Origin of the sequence: Amycolatopsis sp. CB00013, assembly GCF_001905755.1 — a bacterium.
Taxonomy (GTDB): domain Bacteria; phylum Actinomycetota; class Actinomycetes; order Mycobacteriales; family Pseudonocardiaceae; genus Amycolatopsis; species Amycolatopsis japonica.
The window spans coordinates 736,190-758,171 of record NZ_LIWC01000004.1 but is presented as its reverse complement, the minus strand read 5'-3'; the positions used below and the strand labels follow the sequence as shown (position 1 = coordinate 758,171).

The 21,982-nt window shown below is 68.2% G+C and carries 15 protein-coding genes and 1 rRNA gene; 7 read left to right on the top strand and 9 right to left on the bottom strand.

From position 1 onward, the window contains the following. The 4 genes from AMK34_RS30310 to AMK34_RS30295 all read right to left on the bottom strand — a co-directional run. A 16S ribosomal RNA gene (locus AMK34_RS30310) occupies positions 1 to 232 on the bottom strand; the annotation flags it as partial. A 396-nt stretch (positions 233 to 628) separates the two neighbouring features. Then, complete coding sequence (locus AMK34_RS30305) at positions 629 to 2,191, bottom strand: amidase (protein ID WP_073847593.1); 1,563 nt, start codon at positions 2,189 to 2,191, stop codon at positions 629 to 631. Between the two features lie 14 nt (positions 2,192 to 2,205). Then, complete coding sequence (gene glnA, locus AMK34_RS30300; RefSeq protein WP_016331613.1) at positions 2,206 to 3,549, bottom strand: type I glutamate--ammonia ligase; 1,344 nt, start codon at positions 3,547 to 3,549, stop codon at positions 2,206 to 2,208. Positions 3,550 to 3,617: 68 nt separating this feature from the next. Continuing rightward, positions 3,618 to 4,883, bottom strand: a complete 1,266-nt coding sequence (locus AMK34_RS30295) for an MFS transporter (RefSeq protein WP_083650042.1) — start codon at positions 4,881 to 4,883, stop codon at positions 3,618 to 3,620. An 89-nt stretch (positions 4,884 to 4,972) separates the two neighbouring features. Here AMK34_RS30295 and AMK34_RS30290 point away from each other — a divergent pair, with 89 nt between their 5' ends. Further along, on the top strand, positions 4,973 to 5,641 hold the full coding sequence (locus AMK34_RS30290) for an LppX_LprAFG lipoprotein (RefSeq protein ID WP_073847592.1): 669 nt from the start codon (positions 4,973 to 4,975) through the stop codon (positions 5,639 to 5,641). A gap of 79 nt (positions 5,642 to 5,720) precedes the next feature. Here AMK34_RS30290 and AMK34_RS30285 read toward each other — a convergent pair whose 3' ends face one another. After that, the gene (locus AMK34_RS30285) at positions 5,721 to 7,271 is read right to left on the bottom strand and encodes an alpha/beta hydrolase (protein ID WP_073847591.1); all 1,551 of its coding nucleotides are present in this window, start codon (positions 7,269 to 7,271) and stop codon (positions 5,721 to 5,723) included. A 52-nt stretch (positions 7,272 to 7,323) separates the two neighbouring features. Further along, complete coding sequence (locus tag AMK34_RS30280; protein ID WP_198941776.1) at positions 7,324 to 8,895, bottom strand: alpha/beta hydrolase; 1,572 nt, start codon at positions 8,893 to 8,895, stop codon at positions 7,324 to 7,326. Positions 8,896 to 9,044: 149 nt separating this feature from the next. On the opposite strand from AMK34_RS30280, the gene secA2 reads away from it, so the two are divergent. Both secA2 and AMK34_RS30270 read left to right on the top strand, forming a co-directional pair. After that, positions 9,045 to 11,372, top strand: coding sequence for an accessory Sec system translocase SecA2 (secA2, locus tag AMK34_RS30275; protein ID WP_073847589.1), 2,328 nt, complete (start codon positions 9,045 to 9,047; stop codon positions 11,370 to 11,372). Positions 11,373 to 11,520: 148 nt separating this feature from the next. After that, entirely contained in the window at positions 11,521 to 13,278 is a 1,758-nt protein-coding gene (locus AMK34_RS30270; protein ID WP_073847588.1) for an NAD+ synthase, read from the top strand. On the opposite strand, the gene AMK34_RS30265 is transcribed toward AMK34_RS30270, so the two are convergent. Next, complete coding sequence (locus AMK34_RS30265) at positions 13,249 to 13,875, bottom strand: VOC family protein (RefSeq protein ID WP_073847587.1); 627 nt, start codon at positions 13,873 to 13,875, stop codon at positions 13,249 to 13,251. The two genes, AMK34_RS30270 and AMK34_RS30265, sit on opposite strands and share 30 nt — an antisense overlap. A 90-nt stretch (positions 13,876 to 13,965) precedes the next feature. Between AMK34_RS30265 and AMK34_RS30260 the strand changes: the two genes are divergently transcribed. After that, positions 13,966 to 14,502 carry a methylated-DNA--[protein]-cysteine S-methyltransferase gene (locus AMK34_RS30260; RefSeq protein WP_073847586.1) on the top strand — a complete coding sequence of 179 codons (537 nt, stop codon included), beginning with the start codon at positions 13,966 to 13,968 and terminating at the stop codon, positions 14,500 to 14,502. A 3-nt stretch (positions 14,503 to 14,505) separates the two neighbouring features. Here the strand turns inward: AMK34_RS30260 and AMK34_RS30255 are convergent, their stop codons facing one another. Next, on the bottom strand, positions 14,506 to 15,093 hold the full coding sequence (locus AMK34_RS30255; RefSeq protein ID WP_038518815.1) for a DinB family protein: 588 nt from the start codon (positions 15,091 to 15,093) through the stop codon (positions 14,506 to 14,508). 94 nt (positions 15,094 to 15,187) lie between these two features. Beyond that, the gene (gene lysX / locus AMK34_RS30250) at positions 15,188 to 18,505 is read right to left on the bottom strand and encodes a bifunctional lysylphosphatidylglycerol synthetase/lysine--tRNA ligase LysX (RefSeq protein WP_073847585.1); all 3,318 of its coding nucleotides are present in this window, start codon (positions 18,503 to 18,505) and stop codon (positions 15,188 to 15,190) included. A gap of 243 nt (positions 18,506 to 18,748) precedes the next feature. Between lysX and panB the strand changes: the two genes are divergently transcribed. The 3 genes from panB (at position 18,749) to pip (ending at position 21,885) form a co-directional block, all read left to right on the top strand. Beyond that, positions 18,749 to 19,624 (top strand): 3-methyl-2-oxobutanoate hydroxymethyltransferase, encoded by an 876-nt coding sequence (panB, locus tag AMK34_RS30245; protein ID WP_073847584.1) that lies wholly within the window; start codon positions 18,749 to 18,751, stop codon positions 19,622 to 19,624. Between the two features lie 237 nt (positions 19,625 to 19,861). After that, on the top strand, positions 19,862 to 20,836 hold the full coding sequence (locus AMK34_RS30240; protein WP_073847583.1) for a right-handed parallel beta-helix repeat-containing protein: 975 nt from the start codon (positions 19,862 to 19,864) through the stop codon (positions 20,834 to 20,836). A gap of 89 nt (positions 20,837 to 20,925) precedes the next feature. Beyond that, the gene (gene pip, locus AMK34_RS30235; protein WP_073847582.1) at positions 20,926 to 21,885 is read left to right on the top strand and encodes a prolyl aminopeptidase; all 960 of its coding nucleotides are present in this window, start codon (positions 20,926 to 20,928) and stop codon (positions 21,883 to 21,885) included. Positions 21,886 to 21,982 lie beyond the last annotated feature (97 nt).

The window sequence follows — 21,982 nt, the reverse complement described above, 5'->3', positions numbered from 1 at the left end:
GCCGCGGGCTCATCCCGTACCGCCGGAGCTTTCCACTCTCAACCATGCGGCCAAGAGTCGTATCCGGTATTAGACCCAGTTTCCCAGGCTTATCCCAAAGTACAGGGCAGATTGCCCACGTGTTACTCACCCGTTCGCCACTAATCCACCCCGAAAGGCTTCATCGTTCGACTTGCATGTGTTAAGCACGCCGCCAGCGTTCGTCCTGAGCCAGGATCAAACTCTCCAACAATGTCAAATTTGATCGAGGCAAATAAATACTTGCTCTCAAAGGAACCTCAAACGAGGTTCAAATATAAGCTCTACTGGCTTAGTTCACTAGCACACTGTTGAGTTCTCAAGCAACACGCTTTGTTTCAAAGCGATATTCACAAGCTTTTGGTCGAGCATGCCGAATCCTACGGTCTTAGTCGTAGGGGGTCGGCGGCCGCTCGTGGGCCGACGCTGAACGTTACCTGGTCCGGTTCGCGGTGTCAACCCGCTCGGCCCTGGTTCCTGACCTCGGGGCTTTCGGCCCCGGCGGCCCGGTGTTCCTGGCGACGAAGAGAAGATTACATGCCCCGGAACCCCCCGAAAACAGGGGGGTCACTTAACGACATCGCCGCAGGTCAGCCGGTACAAACCCCCGTCATCCGACGGTCTTCAGGTAGCGAGGCGGTTTGCGGACGGGGACGACACGTTCGAAGTCGGCCGCGTAGGCGAGCACTCGGGCGTCCGTCCACTGCCCCGCCATGAACGAAACCCCGACCGGGAGCTCGCCGACGAAGCCGGCGGGCACGGTCACCGCGGGATAGCCGGAGACCGCGGCCGGCGTCGACGACGGGATCACGTCGTTGTCGCCGGTCTTGCAGTCGGTCTTCCAGGCGGGAGGGTTCGTGGGCGCGGCGATGGCGTCGAGTCGGTACTTCGCGAGGGTCTCGTCGATCGAGCGTTTCGCCAGATCGGTCAGTTCGCGGCGGTTGGCCTGGTAGGTGGGGTCGGACGGACCGGGCGCGGCGAGTGCCTGTTCGAAGAGTTCCTGTCCGGCGAAGCAGGTCTGCTCCAGCGGGTCGGACCGGTTGTAGGCGATCAGCGCGGCGAGGTCGCGCGGGCCTTCGGGGCGCGTGGCCAGGTAGCGATCGATGTCGCGGTGGAACTCGGTGAGCAGGGCCGGGAACTCCAGTTCGCCGAGCCTGGCCTGGTACGGCGGTGTCACTTCGACGACCTCGGCGCCCGCTTTGACCAGCGAATTCTTGGTCTTCGTCATCACCGCTTCGACGTCCGGGCCGAGGACCGGCAGGCGCCAGAGCCCGATCCGGGAGCCCTTCAGCACGCCGGGCCGCAGGTGCGCGGCGTAGTCGGTCGGCTGGTTCGGCGGGTACGTGCCGGTGGCCGGGTCGCTCGGGTCGCGGCCTTGGAGCGCGGACAGGGTCAGTGCGACGTCGACGACGTGCCTGGCCATCGGGCCGGCGGTGTCCTGTTCGGCCGAGATCGGCACGACGCCGGTGCGGCTGACCAGGCCGAGGCTCGGTTTGTGCCCCACGGTCGAGGTCATCCCGGCCGGGCAGACGATCGAGCCGTCGGTCTCACTGCCGATCGCCACCTGGGCGAGTGACGCGGCCACACCCGCGGCGGATCCGGCGGACGACCCGCACGGGTTGCGGTCGAGCACGTACGGGTTGTTCGTCTGTCCACCGACGCCCGACCACCCGGAAGTGGGTTTGGCGGCGCGGAAGTTCGCCCACTCGGACAGGTTCGCCTTGCCGAGGACGACCGCGCCCGCGTCGCGCAGGCGGCGGATCAGAGTCGCGTCCTTCGCGGGCTTGCTGCGCAGTGCGCGAGACCCCGCCGTCGTCTGCTGGGAGCGGGTGTCGACGTTGTCCTTCACCAGGACCGGGATGCCGTCCAGCGGTCCGCGCGTCTTGCCCGCGCGGCGCCGGACGTCGCTCTCCGCGGCTTGCGCGATCGCGGCCGGATTGACCGCGATGACCGCGTTCACCTTCCGGTCGACCTTGTGGATGCGGTCGAGATAAGCCGAGGTCAGGCCGACCGCGGTCAGCCGTCCGGAGGACATCCGGGCCTGGAGCGCGGGGATGTCGGCGGCGTCGAGATCGAGTGGTTTTCCGGCGGCCGATGCCGCTGGTGCGGCACTCGCCGCGATGGTCGCGGCGACCAACGCCGTCAGAACTCCGAACACCGGCCGCCGCACCATCAGGTCTCCTTCGTCTAGAGAACCGGAAGCAGGGTCCGCAGCTCGTACGGGGTCACCGCGCTGCGGTAGTTATCCCATTCAACACGTTTGTTGCGAAGGAAGAAGTCGTAAACGTGCTCTCCGAGCGCTTCGGGCAGAAGTTCCGATTTCTCCATCTCCGCCAGCGCCTCCCCGAGGTTCTGCGGGAGCTGGGCGTATCCGGCGGCGCGGCGCTCGGCGTCCGACAGCTGCCAGATGTTGTCCTCGGCGGGCGGCGGGAGCTCGTAGCCCTTCTCGATGCCCTTCAGACCGGCGGCCAGGATGACCGAGTACGCCAGATAGGGGTTGCACGCGGAGTCGAGCGTGCGGATCTCCACGCGGCGTGACGACGCCTTGCCGGGCGAGTACATCGGAACCCTGACCAGCGCGGAGCGGTTGGCGCGGCCCCACGAAACGGTGGTCGGGGCCTCGCTGCCGCTGATCAGCCGCTTGTAGGAGTTCACCCACTGGTTGGTGACCGCCGAGATCTCCTTCGCGTGGTGCAGGAGCCCCGCCACGAAGGCCTTGCCCGTCGCGGACAACTCGTACGGGTCTTCCGCGTCGTAGAAGGCGTTGCGATCGCCCTCGAACAGGCTCACGTGGGTGTGCATCCCGGAACCCGGCTGGTCGGTGAAGGGTTTCGGCATGAAGGTCGCGCGGACCCCCTGGGTGAGCGCGACCTCCTTGACCACGTAACGGAAGGTCATCACGTTGTCGGCCATGGTCAGCGCGTCGGCGTACCGGAGGTCGATCTCCTGCTGACCGGGCGCGCCCTCGTGGTGGCTGAACTCGACCGAGATCCCCATCGCTTCGAGCGTCTCGATGGCGTGGCGGCGGAAGTGCGTCGCGGTCGCGTGGCTGGCCTGATCGAAATAGCCGCCGTTGTCCGCGGGCTCGGGCTCGCTGCCGTCGTCCGGCAGGTTCGAGAGCAGGAAGAACTCGATCTCAGGGTGGACGTAGCAGGTGAAACCCGCTTCGCCCGCCTTCGAGAGCTGCCTGCGCAGGACGTGCCGGGGATCCGCCCAGGACGGGGAGCCGTCCGGCATCGCGATGTCGCAGAACATGCGCGCCGAGTACGGGCCGCCGTCCGGGGTCTCCCAGGGGAGGACCTGGAAGGTGGCGGGGTCGGGCTTCGCGACCATGTCCGACTCGTAGACGCGCGCGAAGCCTTCGATGGCCGATCCGTCGAAGCCGATGCCCTCGCTGAAGGCGCCCTCGAGTTCGGCCGGCGCCACCGCGACGGACTTGAGGAACCCCAGCACATCCGTGAACCAGAGCCTGACGAAACGGATGTCGCGCTCTTCCAAGGTACGGAGCACGAACTCCTGCTGGCGATCCATGGCCGCACCCTAACGAGAACGTGTTAACGACATGTTTCGCGACGCGCCGATCGACCGGAAGTGGTGGATCACCCCACGAGGACCGGCTCGGGCTTGGCCGCCTTGGTGATCGACAGCGAAGCGACCGAAGCTATGACGGCGAGGCTCGCGGCGATGTACCAAGCGAGCGCGTAGCTGCCCGACGCGTCGCGGATCGCGCCGGCGCCGAAGGCCGCGAGACCGGCTCCGAGCTGGTGGCTGGCGAAAACCCAGCCGAAGACGATCGGCCCGGCGGCGCCGTATTGCCGGACACAGAGCGCGACGGTGGGCGGAACCGTCGCCACCCAGTCGAGGCCGTAGAAGACGATGAACGCCCACATGCTCGGTTCCACCGTTCCGCTCAGCAGTTGCGGGAGCAGAGCGAGCGAAACGCCGCGAAGGGCGTAGTAGACGCCGAGCAGGATCCGGGGATCAACGCGGTCGGTGAGCCAGCCCGAGGCGATCGTGCCTGCGACATCGAAGATGCCGACGAGGGCGAGAAGGCCGGCGGCCGTCGTCTGCGGCATGCCGTGGTCGTGCGCCGCGGGCACGAAGTGCGTGCTGACCAGGCCGTTCGTCGTGGCGCCGCAGATCGCGAAGCCGACGGCGAGCAGCCAGAACGTCCTCGTGCGGGCCGCCGAACCGAGGACCGACAGCGCGCGGCGGGCGGAACCACCCGTGCGGGTGACGGGAGCGACTTCGCCTGGCTCCGCTCCGTAGGCGGTCGTTCCGACGTCGGACGGGTGATCGCGGACCACCAGGAGAACGACGGGGACGACGGCCAGCGCGGCGATGGCGATGACGAGCGACGCCGTCCGCCAGCCCTCGTCGACGGCGAGGTTCGCCACGATCGGCAGGAAGATCAGCTGGCCGGTGGCGCCCGCCGCGGTGAGGACGCCGGTGACGACGCCGCGGCTGCGGACGAACCAGCGGGCGGCGACCGTGGCGGCGAAACTCATCGCCATCGAGCCGGTGCCGACGCCGACCAGCACGCCCCAGCAGAGGATGAGCTGCCAGCTCGCGTTCATGAACACCGTGCCGCCCGCGCCGATCGCGACGACGAACAACGCCGTCGAAGCGACGCGTCGCATGCCGAAGCGCTCCATGAGAGCCGCGGCGAAGGGCGAGAAGAGTCCGTAGAGGACGAGGTTCACGGAGACGGCTGACGCGATCGTCGCGCGTGACCAGCCGAACTCGTTGTGAAGCGGGTCGATGAGCACGCCGGGGGCCGCGCGGAACCCGGCGGCGGCGAGCAGGGCGATGAACGCGGCGGCGGCGACGAACCACGCGCGGTGGAGACGGGTCTCGGTTTGCACGGATACAGCGTCATCGGCGGCGGCGTTCGGCGAAAGCGGCCGGAAGGACACTGTGCGCAAGATTCGGGCCATGGCCATAGGCTCTGGCCATGCGCTGCCGTCACCTCGTGCCGGCGCTGCTGCTCACGGTCGGGCTCATCGGCGGCTGCGCGGGGTCTCCCCCGCTGCCGCCTGCCCAGGACTACGTGAGCGCGGCGGCCGACTCCCTCGTCTCGTTGCGCAGCGTGCGGTTCACGCTCGGGGTGAACGGTGTCGTCACCGGGTTGCCGGTGCGCGGGCTCAACGGCGAAGTCAGTCTCGAGGGCGGTGCGGTCGGCAAGGCTGATCTGCAGGACGATTTCGAACGGGTGAAGGTCGACTACCGGCTGTCCGGCTCGGAGATCACGCTCAGCGGGCCCGGTGGGGAGCGGGTGATTGCCGCTTCGCCGCCGTACACGCCTGAAGCGATGCTCGGGCCTGAAGGTGGGCTTCGGCGGCTGCTGACCGGGGCGACCGAGTTGCGGGGCGAGCGGTGGGAGCGGGTTCAGGACACCGATTCGTTCCGGATCGCCGCGAAGGTGCCGGCCTCGGTGATCGGCGGGATCGTGCCGGAGATCAAGTCCGACGTGTTCGTGAAGCTGTGGATTTCGCGGGACGAGCCGCGGCGGCTGGTGCGGGTGTGGTTGCAGGTGCCGCCGACGAAGCCGGAGGAATTCGCGGTGATGCTGGAGTTGGCGCTGACCAGGCATAACGCGGTGGTCGTGGGGGCCGGGCGGTAGCAAAGGTCCCCTGCTCCCTTTTGGGCGGGAAATGCCTGGTCAGCGGGGCCGGTGGTAGCAAAGGTCCCTTGCTCCCCCGCTAGGTGCAGCGGGTGTCGGGGGCGGGCAGTTCGCCATCGATCAGGTAGGCGAAGCCGGCGCTGTCGACGCACTCGTTGCCGTCGAGGAAGACGGTGTGCTGCGCGCCCTCGAACGTGAGCAAAGCTCCCTTGAGGTCCCTCGCCAGGTTCACACCGGACGCATACGGGGTCGCCGGGTCGTCGGTGGTCGAGATGATCAGGGGCTGCGGCAGGCCGTCGACATCCGGCTTGTGCACCTCCGACGTCGCGGGTACCGGCCACACCGAGCAGATGTCCAGTTCGCTCATGTCCGGCGTGCCGCCGGTCAGGAACGGCGCGCCCTGAAGCATCCGCCGGTGAGCGTCGTCGATGACGCGCCTGTCGGCGATCCGCGCACTGTCGACGCATCGGACGGCGAAGTACACGTCGAGGATGCCGGTGTACCGGCCGTCCGACTCGCGGCCGTAGTAGTTGTCGGCCAGCGCGACCAGCGTCTTGCCACTTCCCCGCTTGAGCTCGGCGAACCCGTCGTTGAGGAATTTCCACGCGTCCTGCGAGTACAGCGCGGCACTGGTGCCGGTGATGGCGTCCTCGAACGAGAGCTTGCGGGTCCCCGCGGGTACCGGGGCGGTGATCAGCGGCTGGACCAGGTCCTGGAACGCCTTCGTCACCGCGTCCGCGTCACGGCCGAGCGCGCAATCCGGGCGAGCCGCGCACCACTTGCCGAATTCGGCGAAGGTGTTCTGGAAGCCCGCCATCTGTGTGACCAGCGATTCGGCGGTGTCGAGTTCGGGATCGACCGCGCCGTCGAGGAGCAGCGCCCGGACCTTGTCCGGGTAGGTCTCGGCATAGGCGGTCCCGATCTGCGTCCCGTACGAAAAGCCCAGGTAGGTGAGTTTCTCGTCGCCGAGGGCCGAGCGCAGGACGTCGAGATCGCGGACGACGTCCCTGGTCCCGATGTTGGCGAGAAGCTCTGTGCCGTGCTTCGTGCGCTCGGCGCACTTCGCGGCATACGCCTTGGCGTCGGCGAGCTGCTTCGCGATCCCGGCTGGCGTGGAGTCGCTTTCCGAATCTTCCGCGCGATCCGCGTCGCGTTCGGCATCGGTGAGGCAGACGAGCTTCGGCTCGCTGGTCCCGACGCCACGCGGATCGAATCCGACGATGTCGAAGCGCTCGGCCAGCGCCGCCGCGGGCCGCGACTTCGCGATCCGCGCCGCGGCCGAGACGCCCGAGCCACCGGGGCCACCCGGATTGAGCACGAGGGAGCCGATGCGTCTCCCGGCGCTTTTCGTCTTGTGCCGGAGGACGCCGATCGAGATCGTTTCGCCGTCCGGCTTCAGGTAGTCGAGCGGCACGGTGAGCTTCGCGCAGTCAAACGCCTTGTCCTTGAACGACGCGCACGCGCCCCACGCCAGTTTCTGCTTGGTGAACTTCTCGAGTGCCTTCGGGTCCGGAGTCGGCGACGCAGTGGTGGTCGGCGACGCCGACGGCGCGGGCTGTGGCTGCTGTGTCGTGCAGGAGGCGACCAGCACGGCGACAACGAGCACGGCCGGGACGCGGCGAAGGCTCATCTCGCGATCTTCGCAGCGTCCCGGCCGCTCAAGGCCCTTCGCGCCGAACTCGTTATTTGGCCGCGCAGCGCGTGCCCTCGTCCGGCAGGGCGCCGTTCACCAGGTAGTCGATACCGATCTGGTCGACGCACGACACGCCCTGGAGGAACACCGTGTGCTGGTTCCCCTCGAACGTGAGCAAAGCTCCCTTGATCGCTTTCGCGAGGTTGACGCCCGCCTGATACGGGGTCGCCGGATCGTTCGTGGTCGAGATGACCAGCGTCTTCGGCAGGCCCTCGACGTTCGGCTGATGCGGTTCCGAGGTGTTCGGCACGGGCCAGAAGGCGCAGGAGTCACGTGCGGCTCCGTCCGGCTTGCCGTCGTCGAGGAACGGCGCCGCCTGCGCGTACCGCTTCTGCGCGTCGAGGATCTTCGCCGGATCGGTGACCCGGGGGTCGTCGACGCAGCGGATCGCGACGAAGGCGTCCTGCGTCGTCCCGTAGCGGCCGTCTGCGCCGCGCTCGTTGTAGAGGTCGGCCAGTTTTTCCAGGCCGTCGCCGCGCTGGCGCTTCAGGTCGTTGAGCGCGGAGTTCAGCGGTTCCCAGAGATCTTCCTGGTAGAGGGCCTGTATCACGCCCGTCGTCGCGTCCTCGTACGACAGTTTCCGGCCGTCGCTGACCGGCACCGGGAAGTCGATCAGGGGGCGCACCAGGTCCTGGAACGCCTTCGTCGCGCCGGCGGCGTCGCGCCCCAGTGCGCAGTCCTCACGCGCGGCGCACCAGTTCGAGAACTCCCCGAACGCCTTGCCGAAACCCTGACCCTGCCCGACCAGCGACTCCACCGCGTCCTGCTCCGGGTCGACGGCCCCGTCGAGCACCAGCGCGCGGACGTTCGCCGGGAACGCCTCGGCGTAGGCGGACCCGATCCGCGTTCCGTAGGAGTAGCCGAGATAGTTCAGCTTCGGCTCGCCGAGGACCGATCGCAGGATGTCCATGTCCTTGACGACGTCACGCGTGCCCAGATTCGCGAGCATCGCGGCGCCGTGTTCGGTCCGCTCGGCACACTTCGCCGCGAAGTCCTGGGACTCGGCCTCCTGCTTTTTCACCCCCTCGGGTGAGCCGTCGGTCTCGCTGTCGTCCGCGCGGTCCGCGTCGCGTTCGGCGTCGGTCAGGCAGCGGACCTGCGGCTGGCTCGCGCCGATGCCGCGCGGGTCGAAGCCGACCATGTCGAAGCGCTTGCCGAGCTCGTTCGTCGCCGTCCGGGAGGCGAGACCGGCCGCGGCCTGCATCCCGGAAGCGCCGGGGCCGCCGGGATTGACCACGAGCGCCCCAATCCTTTCGTCGGTATCCAGCGCCTTGCGGCGCAGCAGGCCGAGCGTGATCGAGTCGCCTTCGGGCTTCGCGTAGTCGAGCGGGACGGTGAGCCGGGCGCACTGTGCGTCCTTCACTCGAAACGCCGCTTTCGCGTCATCGGATGTCGCGTAGGGTGCACAGTCGGCCCAGGTCAGGCTCTGTCCGTAGAACTTCTCCAGTCCGGCGGGCACCGGTCCGGTCGGAGCGTGCGACTCGGTGGCCGGAGGCGGCGGCTGGGTTCTACCCTCTCCCGACGAGCACGCGGCGACGGTGACCGCGAGCAGGCCGGACAGCGTGATCGCGGCGAATCGACGGGCACGGGACCTGGCGCTGACATGAGTGGACACGGTTGGATCGTGCCATCGGCCGTGGAACTCGGCCGCACCACCACTGCGTTGGTGATACGGGTGCGGACGGCAGAAGAGCAGACGGGAGCACAGGGGTGGCAGCACTGATCAGCCGGGTGGGCAAGAAGCTGCGCCGGATCATCCAGCGGCCGGGCAGCGTCGAGCTGACCCGCTACGAAGCGCTGCTGCCGGCCATCGAGAAGCTCGAGCCCGAGTTGGAGAAGCTCTCCGACGAGGAGCTGACAGAGCGGGCCGGCAAGCTTCGGGACGCCGCTTCCTTCGGCAACGAACAGCTGATCGAGGTCTGCGCGCTCGGTCGCGAGGCCGCGCGGCGGGCACTCGGCGAGCGTGCCTTCGATGTCCAGTTGCTGGGCACGATGGGCCTGCTCAGCGGGCATATCGTGCAGATGGAGACCGGTGAAGGCAAGACGCTGGCGGGTGCGCTGGCCGGCGCCGGGTACGCCCTGCGCGGGAAGCACGTCCACGTCGTCACGGTGAACGACTACCTCGCCCGTCGTGACGCGGAGTGGATGGGCCCGATCTACGCCCTGCTCGGCGTCTCCGTCGGCTGGGTCGAGCCCGCGCATTCCCGCGACGAACGCCGCGAGGCGTACGCGAAGGAGGTCACGTACGGCGCCGTCAGCGAGATCGGCTTCGACGTGCTGCGCGACCGCCTGGTGACGCGCGAAGAGGACCTCGTCCAGCGCGAGCCGGAGGTGGCGATCGTCGACGAGGCCGACTCGGTGCTGGTCGACGAGGCCCGCGTGCCGCTGGTGATGGCCGGATCGATCGACCACACCGACGCCGACGAAGAGGTCGCGAACATCGTCCGGCGGCTGCGGCTCGGGCTCCACTACGAGACCGACGCCGACGGCCGCAACGCCTGGCTCACCAAGGCCGGCGCTTCGGTGGTCGAGAAGGCCCTCGGCGACGACATCAATCTCTACGACGAGACGGGCTCGGACAGGCTGCCCGCGGTGAACGTGGCGCTGCACGTGCACGCGCTGCTCACCCGCGACGTCGACTACCTCGTGCGCGACGGCAAGGTGCAGCTGATCAACGCCGCGCGCGGCCGCGTCGCCGAACTCCAGCGCTGGCCGGACGGCCTCCAGGCCGCCGTCGAAGCGAAGGAGCAGGTCAAGGCGACCGACCGGGGCGAGATCCTCGACTCGATCACCGTGCAGGCGCTGCTGGCGCGTTATCCCGAGGTCGCGGGCATGACCGGTACCGCGGTCGCGGTCGCCGAACAGCTGCGCGAGTTCTACAAGCTCGAGGTCGCGGTCATCCCGCCGAACACACCGAACATCCGTGAAGACCAGGAGGACCGGATCTTCGGGTCGCCGTCGCAGAAGCTGCGCGCGATCGAGGAGGAGATCCGGCGGGTGCACGAGAGCGGGCGGCCGATCCTCGTCGGCACCCAGGACGTCGCCGAATCCGAAGAGCTGGCCGAGAAGCTGGCGAAGGTCGACCTCGAATGCGTCGTGCTCAACGCGCGCAACGACGCCGAGGAGGCCGCGATCATCGCCGACGCCGGCAAGAAGGGCGCGGTCACCGTCTCGACCCAGATGGCGGGCCGAGGCACCGACATCCGGTTGGGCGGCAAGGACGGCGACGGCCGCGACGAGGTCGTCGAGCTGGGCGGCCTGCACGTGATCGGCACCGCCCGTTACCCGTCGAGCAGGCTGGACGGCCAGCTGCGCGGCCGGTCCGGGCGACAGGGCGACCCGGGCAGCGCGGTGTTCTTCGCCAGCCTGAACGACGAGCTCGTGCTGTCGAACGCGCCGGACATCCCCGAAGGCATCAGCTCGGACGTGGGCAGCGGCGAGATCGTCGACCCGGCGGCGCTGCGGCAGATCAACCACGCGCAGCGCGTCGCCGAGGGTGTCGACCTGGAGATCCACCGGAACACCTGGCGCTACACGCGGCTGATCGAGCGGCAGCGCGGCGAGCTGCTGGAGCACCGGGACAAGGTGCTGCGGACGGCGCACGCGGCGGAGGTGCTGGAGAAGGCGCACCCGGAGAAGTTCAAGGAGCTTTCGGAGAAGGTCGACGACGAGGCTCGCGTCGAGCAGCTGAGCCGCGAGGTGCTGCTGTTCCACATCGACCAGCTGTGGTCGGACCACCTGGCGTTCCTGACCGACGTGCGGGAGAGCATCCACCTGCGGGCGCTGGCGCGGGAGACGCCGATCGACGAGTTCCACCGCGCGGCGATCCCCGAGTTCCACAAGATCATCCCGGAGGCGGCCGAGCGGGCGGCGAAGACGCTCGAGGAGGCCGAGATCACCGACAACGGGATCGACCTCGGCGACGCGGGGGTGCGGCGGGCGAACACGACGTGGACCTACCTGGTGCACGACAACCCGTTCGACTCCGACTTCGAGCAGACCATCAAGAAGGTACGGAGCATGATCAAGCGCAAGTAGCGCGCGGGGAGCGGGGGACCTTTGCTGTCACTCTCTTTGGGAGAGCGGTAGCAAAGGTCCCCCGCTCTCTTTTCGCACCGCCGCACCCGGGTGGGCGATTCGGCACATCCGGTCGTCCCCGCGGACGCCGGTGGGTGAGAATGTCGGCATGCCGCAACTGCGCATCGCACTGGCCCAGGTCAACACCACCGTCGGCGACCTCGAAGGCAACGCCGAGCTCACCGTCGAGTGGACTCGCAAGGCCGCCGAAGCAGGCGCCCACATCGTCGTCTTCCCGGAGATGTCCCTCACCGGTTACCCCGTCGAGGACCTCTCCCTCCGCCCGACCTTCGCCTCCGCCTCGAAGCAGATGGTCGAAGTTCTCGCCCGGCGGCTCGAAGAAGCCGGCTGTGGCGAGGTGCTCACCTACATCGGGTACCTCGACCTGGACGAGACCGGCCCGCGTGACGCGGCCGCCGCGCTGTACCGCGGCGAAGTGGTCGCACGCCAGTTCAAGCACCACCTGCCCAACTACGGCGTCTTCGACGAGCACCGCTGGTTCAAGCCGGGCCAGGAGCTCGAAGTCGTCCGCTTCCACGGCGTCGACGTCGGCATGGTGATCTGCGAGGACGTCTGGCAGGACGGCGGCCCGATCTCCGCGCTGGGCAAGGCCGGAGTGGACCTCGTGGTCGCGCCCAACGCTTCGCCCTACGAGCGTGCGAAGGACGACATCCGTCTGCCGCTCATCGCCCGCCGCGCGGCCGAGGCCGGGGCGCCGCTGGTGTACACGAACCAGATCGGCGGTCAGGACGACCTCGTCTTCGACGGCGACTCGATCGTGGTCGGCGCGGACGGCCGGCTGCTGGCGCGCGCACCGCAGTTCGTCGAGCACCTGCTCGTCGTCGACACGGACCTCGTCGCCGGTGGTCACACCGCCGAGGGCGAGTTCGAAGGCCTGCGGGTCAAGCGTCGCGTGCTCAGCGAAGACCCGGTCCCGGCGTACACCCCGAGCACCGAGTCCGCGATCAGCGAGCCGCTGTCGGACGAAGCCGAGGTGTGGCACGCGCTCGTCGTCGGTCTGCGGGACTACGTGCACAAGAACGGCTTCTCGTCGGTGACGTTCGGGTTCTCGGGCGGCATCGACTCGGCAGTCGTGGCGGCGCTGGCCGCCGACGCGCTGGGCGGCGACAACGTCTACGGCGTTTCGATGCCTTCGGAGTACTCCTCGGAGCACTCGAAGGGCGACGCCGAAGACCTCGCCCGCCGGATCGGCGCGCACTATCGCGTCGAACCGATCGCGGACATGGTCAAGGTCTACGTCGAGCAGCTTCAGCTGACCGGGCTCGCCGAGGAGAACATCCAGGCCCGTGTCCGCGGCATGCTGCTGATGGCGCTGTCCAATCAGGACGGCCACCTGGTGCTCGCCACCGGCAACAAGACCGAACTCGCCGTCGGCTACTCGACGATCTACGGCGACGCCGTCGGGGCCTTCGCGCCGATCAAGGACCTGTTCAAGACGCACGTCTGGCACCTGGCCAAGTGGCGCAACAAGGAAGCCGAGAAGAACGGCGAAACCCCACCGATCCCCGAGAACTCGATCACCAAGCCGCCGTCCGCCGAACTGCGCCCGGGTCAGCTGGACAGCGATTCGCTGCCCGACTACCTGATGCTCGACGACATCCTCGACGACTACATCGAGGGAGACCGCGGCTACGTCGACCTGGTCGACGCGGGCTTCGAGCCGGAGACCATCGACCGCGTGGTGCGGATGGTCGACAAGGCCGAATACAAGCGCCGCCAGTATCCGCCGGGCACCAAGATCACGTTCAAGGCGTTCGGGCGGGACCGGCGGCTGCCGATGACCAACGGCTGGCGGGAGGGCACCGTCGTGACCCGCTCAGCTCAGCGCGACCTGCTTCCCGGCTGAGTTCGTCAGCACGGCCACCAGGCCGGGCTTCTCGTCACGCCGGACGAGCATGTCCATCCCGAGCGCGCGAACCGCGGCTTCGACCGCGGCCGGCTCGGGGTGGACGCCGGTGACCATGAGCGGCGGGATCGACGGGAGCCCCCGCGTCGTCGGATGCGGGGTGCTCCCCCAGTCGATGAGGAAGGGCGCGAGCCCGTCGAGGCCGCCCGCACCGGTGAGGCGCCAGGTCAGCAGTTCGCCGTCATCGGTGGTCCGCGACATCTCGGACGCTTCGCCCGGGTCGTAACCGCGTTGACGTGCCTCAGCGATCGCCTCGTCGATGCCGTCCACCCGCGCCGCCCAGGTGATCAGGGCGGGAGCGGTCAGCTCGTCGATGCCGAACGGACGCGGCCCGATGTGCTCGGGCTGATCCGGATCGGGACCGACCACCTCGAGGTAGGCACCGGCGCCCAGATCGGCCAGGTAGTTGGCCGTACCGAAACCGACATGCCTTCCGCCGCGTACCGGCGTGACGCCGGTCAGCTCGGCGACGCGCTCGACGGCCTCTTCGAGGTCCGGCCCGGCGTAGACGAGGTGATCAAGCACGAGGTCGCTCATGTCCATACTCCTACCGCAGCGACGGCTCCGGCGGCACCGCGGCCTGGCGATGGATCCGAAACTGTCGGACCGCTCTCGTACCCTGGGCTCATGACGGCACCGGGCTACTCCGTGTTCGGCACCGCGATCGGCGACTGCGGCATCGCGTGGAGCGAACGCGGGGTCATCGCGGTCCAGCTCCCCGAGGGCAGTGAAGAGAAGACGAGGGCGCGACTGACCGCGCGCCTCCCCCAGGCGACCGAATCCACCCCGCCGGAGGAGATCCAGCGCGCGATCGACGGGATCGTCTCGTTGATGGACGGCAAGCGCACGGACCTCACCGGCATCGAACTCGATTACGAAGGAGTACCGGACTTCCACCACCGCGTGTACGAATTCATCCGCACGATCCCCGCGGGCAAGACGCTGACCTACGGCGACATAGCGAACATCCTCGGCATGCCCGGCGGCGCGCAGGCCGTGGGGCAGGCGATGGGCCGGAACCCGGTCCCGATCATCGTTCCGTGCCATCGCGTCCTCGCCGCCGGCGGCAAGGACGGCGGCTTCTCCGCGCGCGGAGGGGTCGCCACCAAGCGCCGGATGCTGGTCATCGAAGGCGCTTTGGCGGACGAACCGACCTTGTTCTAGGTTCTAGTCGCTCTGACCCGGCGACCAGGGCTTGAGCCAAGGCGTCTCCGGCCAGCCTTCCGCGGCGGCCATCAACGGGATCGCCGTCGCGCCGTCGATGTGCTCGCGGATGATGTCGGCGTGCCCGGCGTGCCGTGCGGTCTCCTCGATGAGGTGGAGCAGCACCCAGCGGACCGACCACGCGTCGACGTCCTGCGGGTACCAGGGCACGCCCTTGGGCACCGGGACCGGCTGGCCGAGGTCGGCGATACCCGCGATGACGTCCGCGGTGCGGCGGGCGACTTCGTCGTAGCGCGCGAAGACGTCTTCGAGCGTCTCGCCGTCAGCCATCACGTAGCCGGCTTCGTACTCCTTCATCGCCTCGTCCATCGGCTTCGAGGGCTTCTGAAGGAGGATGTCGATCCAGCCGTCTTCGGTGAACGCGGTGTGCTTGATCAGGCCGCCGACGCTCAGTGAGCTTCTGGTCGGGACGGCTCTGGCCTGTTCTTCGGTGAGGCCGTGCGCGGCGATGCGCAGGACGTGGCGTTGCTGCTCGAGGTACGCGAGGAGTCCTTCGCGCTCGTCGGCGACCGGGGGAACGTTTCCAGCCATGATGGCTCCTTCCGTTGGAAGAGGATCATGGCACCCGGCACCGGCTTCCTGGGGCGATTCGGCCCGGAAGGGAGCAAGGGACCTTTGCTACCACTTACCCCTGCGGCCGCACGAACGGGAACAGCACCGTCTGCCGGATCGACGCCCCGGTCAGCATCATCAGCAGCCGGTCGACGCCGATGCCGAGCCCGCCGGTCGGCGGCATCCCGTGTTCGAGCGCGAGCAGGAAGTCCTCGTCAAGCTCCATCGCCTCGACGTCCCCGCTCGCGGCGCGCAGCGACTGGGCCTCCAGCCGCCGTCGTTGCTCGAGGGGGTCGGTCAGCTCGGTATAGGCCGTGCCGACCTCGGAGCCGAACGCGATCAGGTCCCAGCGCTCGGCCAGCCGCGGGTCCACGCGATGTTGCCGGGTCAGCGGCGAGACGTCGGTCGGATAGTCGGTGTAGAAGGTCGGCAGCACGGTCGCGCCTTCGACCAGGTGCTCGTGCGCCTTCAGCACGAGATCGCCGTGCCCGGCGTCCTCGTTCACCGGCACCCCGGCCGCGCGGCACAGCCGCTGGAGTTCGGCGACGGAGGTGCTCGCGTCGATCTTCTCCCCGAGCGCCGCCGAGACGGCTTCGTGGACCGGGATCACCGGCCAGTCACCGGAAATGTCGTACTCGACGACCTTCCCGTCCGGCCCCGGACGGCGAACCACCTGCGCGCCGTACGCGGCCTCCGCGGCGCACTGCACGAGCTCGCGCGTCAAGGTCCGCATGGTGTTGTAGTCGGCATACGCCTGATATGCCTCCAGCATGGTGAATTCGGGGTTGTGCGTCGCGTCGACACCTTCGTTGCGGAAGTTCCGGTTCAGTTCGAAAACGCGCTCGACGCCCGCCACGCAAAGCCGCTTCAGGTAGAGCTCGGGCGCGATCCGCAGGTACATCCGCATGTCGTAGGCGTTGATATGCGTGATGAACGGGCGGGCGTTGGCGCCGCCGTGCACGGTCTGCAGCATCGGCGTCTCGACTTCGAGGTAGTCGCCCTGGTGCAGCCGCTCCCGCACCGCGCGCACGACGGTCGAACGCATCCGCAGCATCGCCGTCGAGTCCGGGTTCACCGCGAGGTCCAGGTACCGCTGCCGCACCCGCGTCTCCGGGTCGGTGAGGCCTTTTCGCTTGTCCGGCAACGGATGCAGGCTCTTCGCCGTCACGGTCCATTCGTCGACGAGCACGGAAAGCTCACCGCGCCGCGACGTCACGACCTGCCCGCTCACGCCGACATGGTCACCGAGGTCGACGCCTCGCCGCCAACCGCCGAGATCGAGCACCGAGGCGTCGAGCATCAGCTGGATCTCGCCGCTGAAATCCTTGACCCTCGCGAAACAAAGCCCGCCGAGGTTGCGCATCGCGAGCACCCGGCCCGCGACGCGGACCCGATGACCGGTGTGGGTGTCCGGGCCCAGGTCGCCGAACTTCGAAACGACGTCGCCGAGCAGATCCTCTCGGGCGAAACCGACCGGATAGGGGTCGATCCCGGCTTCCCGCAAGCGATCCAGCTTCGCCATCCGCACACGGACCTGGTCGGGGCGGCGTACCTCCTTGGGCGCGGGAGTGGCCGCGTTCGCTTCGATACGGTGGACTTCGGCGACGAAATCCTCAGTGACAGTCTCCAGTTTCAGCGCCCGTGCCGATCGTCCTGTCGGGACGAATCCTTCGAGCGCGCCGGCGACGATACCGACCCGCGGCAGCCGTCGAGCCGAGGAATAGCACAGGAAACGCGGCTCCCAGTCGGGCCCGTACTTGGCGTTGGACCGGTAAAGCGATTCCAGCTGGAAGAACCGTGACGCCATGCTGAGCACGCCGCGCCAGGCGCGCAGCACCGGGCCCGCACCGATCCGCTCTCCCTCGGAGAAGACCGCGCGGAACATCGCGAAGTTCAGCGAAATCCGTTGCGCGCCAAGGTGCGAGCTCGCCGCGACGACCTCGGCGACCATGTATTCGTTGAGCCCGTTCTCGGCGTCGCGGTCGCGCCGCATCAGGTCGAGCGACAGTCCGCGACGGCCCCACGGCACGAACGACAGCATGCCGCGAAGCTCGCCCTTGGCGTCGTACGCCTCCACCATCACGCTACGGCCGTCGCTCGGATCGCCGAGCCTGCCGAGCGCCATCGAGAACCCGCGTTCGGTCTCCGCGCCACGCCATTGCTGCGCGTGCAGCAACAGCCCCGCCATTTCGTCGGCCGGGATTTCGCTGTGCCGCCGGACTTTCGTGCTGTATCCGGCCCTTTCGATCCGTTTGACCGCTTGCCGGACCGAGCGGCGTTCCGGCCCGGCGAGGCTGAAGTCACGGACGTCGAGGACGGCTTCGTCGCCGATCTCCAGCGCGCGCAGACCCGCGTCGGCGTAGACCTTCGCGCCGTGTTCGCTCGCGCCGAGCACGCCCGGCGTCCAGCCGTAGGTGCGCGCCTCGTTCAGCCAGGCGCGGACCGCGTCGGGCCAGGCGTCGGGATCGCCGATGGGATCCGCGCTCGCGACACTGGTGCCCGCGAGCACACGGTAGGCCACGGCGGCGCGGCCATTTGGCGAGAAGACGACGCTCTTCTCGCGCCTGGTGGCGAAATAGCCGAGGGAGTCGTCTTCGCCGTGTTCGGCCAGAAGGCGGCGTACGCGCAGTTCTTCCTCGTCTGTCCTCAAGCGACGGCTGCGCACGCCGCGGAAGAGCGTGTACAGCGCGGCCGTCGCGACCGCCGTGGCGCTGAGGTCGAGCACGAGATCGAGCCAGGCGGGCCCTTCGCCGATGCCGACCCGGCGCAGCTGGATGTTCTCCCCGGTCGTGTGGTTGACCACCCAGGCGAACCGCGCCCAGGTGTCGGCGAGACGGCCGGGGAAGGCTTCGCTCAAGCCCCAGCCGACCAGGATGACCGCGGCCAAGCCGCCGAACAGCACCGTGAAGCCATCACGCCAGGCGCCGGGGGCGAGCCGGGCGGGGAACGCGGGACGCAGGATCCAGAGGAACGCGATCATCCCGATCGAGATCAGGTCGGCGATGGCCAGTACCCACACCTGATGCGGGATGTGCCGGACCTGCCACGGACCCAGTTTCAGCAGTTCGGGCGACCACAGCAGGGCGGCCTGGAAGGCCAGCGTCACCGCCAGGCCGCCGACCTGGAACAGCAGAAGCGTGTAGAGGGCCGCTCGTTTGCGGCGGCGAAGCGCGGCACCGAGGACCACGAGCAGCAAGACGATCACGAGGCTCGCGTTCGTCGGGATGCTCAAGGCCGAGAAGGCGATGTCACCCGTCCTGAGCACCGGCCCCTTCACACCGCCGGCGAGCAGGAGGATCACCGAGAACACGGCCGCGAGCTGCACGAGGGTGGCGACGATCCCGCCGGCCCTCGCCTTCCACGGCGCGACTCGGCTCACTGGGTTTGCCATTCTGGTCCTTCGCGTACACACAGGGGATCGACAGCTGTACTTACTTGACGTCACACAACCCTGTGTGGTTGTCAACGATCATCATCCTCTGGTCTGAATTTCCTCATCCACAGGCGTGACGCCGCGGTGTGAAGCTGGTCGCAGGGCCTTGGGAGCGGTATCCGGGCATGTCAGGCTTTGTCCTGTTCAGCTCCACGACCCGGGGACCTCTTCGAGGCCTCGAGGGAAGGACGGTCGACAAGGATGTCTGCCACCGAAAAGGATTCCGGCGAGCTCACCGCTCCGTACGGGACCGGCGCGGCGCCCCAGGCCACATCTGGGAAGAAGGTCCGCGTACATCACCTTCGCGACATGAAGGAGCGCGGCGAAGCCTGGCCGATGCTCACCGCCTACGACATGTACACCGCCGCGCTGTTCGACGAAGTGGGCATTCCCGTGCTGCTCGTCGGGGATTCCGCGTCGAACAACGTGTTCGGTTACGACACTTCGCTTCCGGTGACCGTGGAGGAGCTGCTTCCGTTGGTCCGCGCGGTCACCCGATCGGTGAAGCGGTCCCTGGTCGTCGCCGATCTGCCGTTCGGTTCGTATCAGCTTTCACCGCAGCAGGCGCTCGAGACGTCGGTGCGGTTCATGAAGGAAGGCCGCGCGCACGCGGTGAAACTCGAAGGCGGACGGAAATTCGCTCCGCACGTCGAGGCGCTGACGTCGGCCGGCGTCCCCGTGATGGGACATATCGGATTCACGCCGCAGAGTGAACACAATCTGGGCGGCTACCGCGTCCAGGGGCGCGGCGAAGCGGCCGAAGCGCTGCTCGCCGACGCGCTCGCCCTGGAGGAGGCCGGCGCCTTCGCGGTCGTCATGGAGATGGTGCCCGCCGAAGCGGCGAAGCGGATCACGCACGAACTGAAGATCCCGACCGTCGGCATCGGCGCCGGGCCGGACTGCGACGCGCAGGTGCTCGTCTGGCAGGACATGGCCGGGCTTCGGCGCGGCAAGACCCCTCGCTTCGTGAAGAAGTACGCCGACCTCGCCGGTGTGCTGTCCGGGGCGGCGTCCGCATTCGCGGAGGACGTCCGGCGAGGCGAATTCCCGGCGCCGGAGCACTCCTTCCACGACTGACACGCCTCTGACCTGCAAAAAGAGAGCAAGGGACCTTTGCTACCACTCCCGGCCGAGGAGCGCGGTAGCAAAGGTCCCTTGCTCTCTTTTCGGGTGGGCCCTGCCTGACCACCCTCCTTTAGTTGTTCACGTATATGAACTTCAATCATGTCCTTGACTCTCATTCGTAAAGAGGCTTAACGTCTAGCCCGTCGCCGCCACGACCGAATTTCGATCCCTCGACGAGGAGGACCACGGATGCGTGTTCGTGAGCGGGTTCTGGCCGTTGCGGCCGGTACGGCCCTGCTGTCGACGTTGGCGGCGTACCCGGCACAGGCCGCGACGGTCCGCGTAGGGACTTCGGAGCAGCTCACGGCGGCGCTCGCTTCGGTCAGTCCAGGCACCGTCATCGAACTCGCGGCCGATACGACTTTCACGGGCAACTTCAAGGCGGCGAAGAGCGGCACGTCCAGCAGCCGCATCACACTGAAGGGTCCTCGAAGCGCGGTCATCAAGGCCTCGGCCGGGCGCACGCTCGAACTGACCGGCAGCTACTGGAACCTGACCGGCTTCACCCTCACCGGTGGCCAGAAGGGCCTGATGGCGACAGGCGTCAAGAACACCGTCGTCGACGGCATCAAGGTCGCCGGCGTCGGCCACGAGGGCATCCATTTCCAGTACACGAGCACCGACAACGTCGTGAAGAACTCAGAGGTGACCGACACCGGCCGCGAGTACGCGGGCTACGGCGAAGGCATCTACTTCGGTTCCGCGAAGGGCAACTGGCCCGGCGGCACGCCCGACCGGAGCGACCGGAACAAGGCGCTGAACAACAAGATCGGCCCGAACGTGCGAGCCGAGTCGATCGACATCAAGGAAGGCACCACCGGCGGCGAACTGCGCGGCAACGTCTTCGACGGGACCGGGCAGAGCGGCGAGCACTTCGCCGACAGCTGGGTGGACATGAAGGGCAACAACTACGTGGTCGCGGACAACCGGGGCAGCAAGGTCGTCGTGCACGACGCGACCTACGGCGGCTTCGAGGTCCATGTCCAGCTTGACGGCTGGGGCCGCGGCAACACCTTCTCCGGCAACATCGCGGACGTGCAGTCCAGCTACGCGTACGGCTTCTACCTCGTGAAGGCCGCGACAGGCAACAAGGTCTGCGCGAGCAACAAGGTGACCGGCGCCGGGAAGGGATTCGCGAACGTGGCCGCCACGGCGGGCTGCTGACGCGACCGAAGACCGGGGGCCCGCTCAGCCCGGCGGCGGGGGCGGGCCCCCACCCTTCGGACACTCGCCGATTCGGGCAGAGTGTTCTTATGGATGACCTGTACCCGCCGATCCACGTGCGCGCCGAGGGCATGCTCGACGTCGGCGACGGGCACCGGATCTACTGTCAGGAAGCCGGGAATCCGGACGGCAAACCCGTGGTCGTTTTGCACGGAGGCCCTGGTAGCGGCATCTCTCCCATGGCCAGGAGGCATTTCGACCCCGAGGCCTACCGGATCATCCTGTTCGACCAGCGCGGCGCCGGCCGCAGCACTCCGCATATCGGCACGCCGGACGTCGACCTGTCGGCCAACACCCTCTGGCACCTCGTAGCGGACATGGAAAAGCTGCGCGAACGGCTGAATCTCGACCAGTGGCAGCTCTTCGGCGGCTCATGGGGCGCGACGCTCGCCCTCGCCTACGCCGAAACCCACCCGAGCCGCGTCAGCGAGATCATCCTGCGCGGCGTGTTCACCGTCCGCCGCGGCGAACTCGACTGGATCTACAACGGCGGCGCCGCGAACCTCTTCCCCCGCGAGTGGGAAGACTTCCTCGCGCCGATCCCCGAAGACCGCCGCGACGACCCACTGTCGGCGTACCGCGAGCTCGTCTATCACCCCGATCGGGCGATCCGGGAACGTGCGGCCATCGCCTGGAGCACCTGGGAAGGCGCGATCGTCTGCCTGCGCCCGGATCCCGCCTTCCACAACCAGTACGCGTCGCCGGAGTTCGCGGTCACCTTCGCCCGGCTGGCGCTGCACTACTTCTGCCATGGGGCGTGGCTTGAGGAAGGGCAGTTGATCCGGGAGGCCGGGAAGCTGTCGGGGATTCCTGGCGTGATCGTGCAGGGGCGGTACGACGCGGTGTGCCCGCCGGCGACCGCTTACGAGCTGCACCGGGCTTGGCCGGACTCGAAGCTGGAGCTGGTGGAGGCGGCGGGGCATGCGGTGACGGATCCGGGGATGCTGGCGGCGCTGCGGGAAGCGACGGATTCGTTCCGACGGCGCTGACTTCGGCCTGCGAATGGCCGATGACAAAGTGGAGTCAGACCAATAGCGTTCCCCTTGATCATCGTCCTTGGGGGGATCCGGGTGTCTTGATCGTCGC

What these genes read in the sequence shown, in the direction of transcription:
- AMK34_RS30305 (WP_073847593.1), bottom strand. Translation starts at nt 2,191, where the DNA reads ATGGTGCGGCGGCCGGTGTTCGGAGTTCTGACGGCGTTGGTCGCCGCG.
- glnA (WP_016331613.1), bottom strand. Translation starts at nt 3,549, where the DNA reads ATGGATCGCCAGCAGGAGTTCGTGCTCCGTACCTTGGAAGAGCGCGAC.
- AMK34_RS30290 (WP_073847592.1), top strand. Translation starts at nt 4,973, where the DNA reads ATGCGCTGCCGTCACCTCGTGCCGGCGCTGCTGCTCACGGTCGGGCTC.
- AMK34_RS30285 (WP_073847591.1), bottom strand. Translation starts at nt 7,271, where the DNA reads ATGAGCCTTCGCCGCGTCCCGGCCGTGCTCGTTGTCGCCGTGCTGGTC.
- AMK34_RS30270 (WP_073847588.1), top strand. Translation starts at nt 11,521, where the DNA reads ATGCCGCAACTGCGCATCGCACTGGCCCAGGTCAACACCACCGTCGGC.
- AMK34_RS30265 (WP_073847587.1), bottom strand. Translation starts at nt 13,875, where the DNA reads ATGAGCGACCTCGTGCTTGATCACCTCGTCTACGCCGGGCCGGACCTC.
- AMK34_RS30260 (WP_073847586.1), top strand. Translation starts at nt 13,966, where the DNA reads ATGACGGCACCGGGCTACTCCGTGTTCGGCACCGCGATCGGCGACTGC.
- AMK34_RS30255 (WP_038518815.1), bottom strand. Translation starts at nt 15,093, where the DNA reads ATGGCTGGAAACGTTCCCCCGGTCGCCGACGAGCGCGAAGGACTCCTC.
- lysX (WP_073847585.1), bottom strand. Translation starts at nt 18,505, where the DNA reads ATGGCAAACCCAGTGAGCCGAGTCGCGCCGTGGAAGGCGAGGGCCGGC.
- panB (WP_073847584.1), top strand. Translation starts at nt 18,749, where the DNA reads ATGTCTGCCACCGAAAAGGATTCCGGCGAGCTCACCGCTCCGTACGGG.
- AMK34_RS30240 (WP_073847583.1), top strand. Translation starts at nt 19,862, where the DNA reads ATGCGTGTTCGTGAGCGGGTTCTGGCCGTTGCGGCCGGTACGGCCCTG.
- pip (WP_073847582.1), top strand. Translation starts at nt 20,926, where the DNA reads ATGGATGACCTGTACCCGCCGATCCACGTGCGCGCCGAGGGCATGCTC.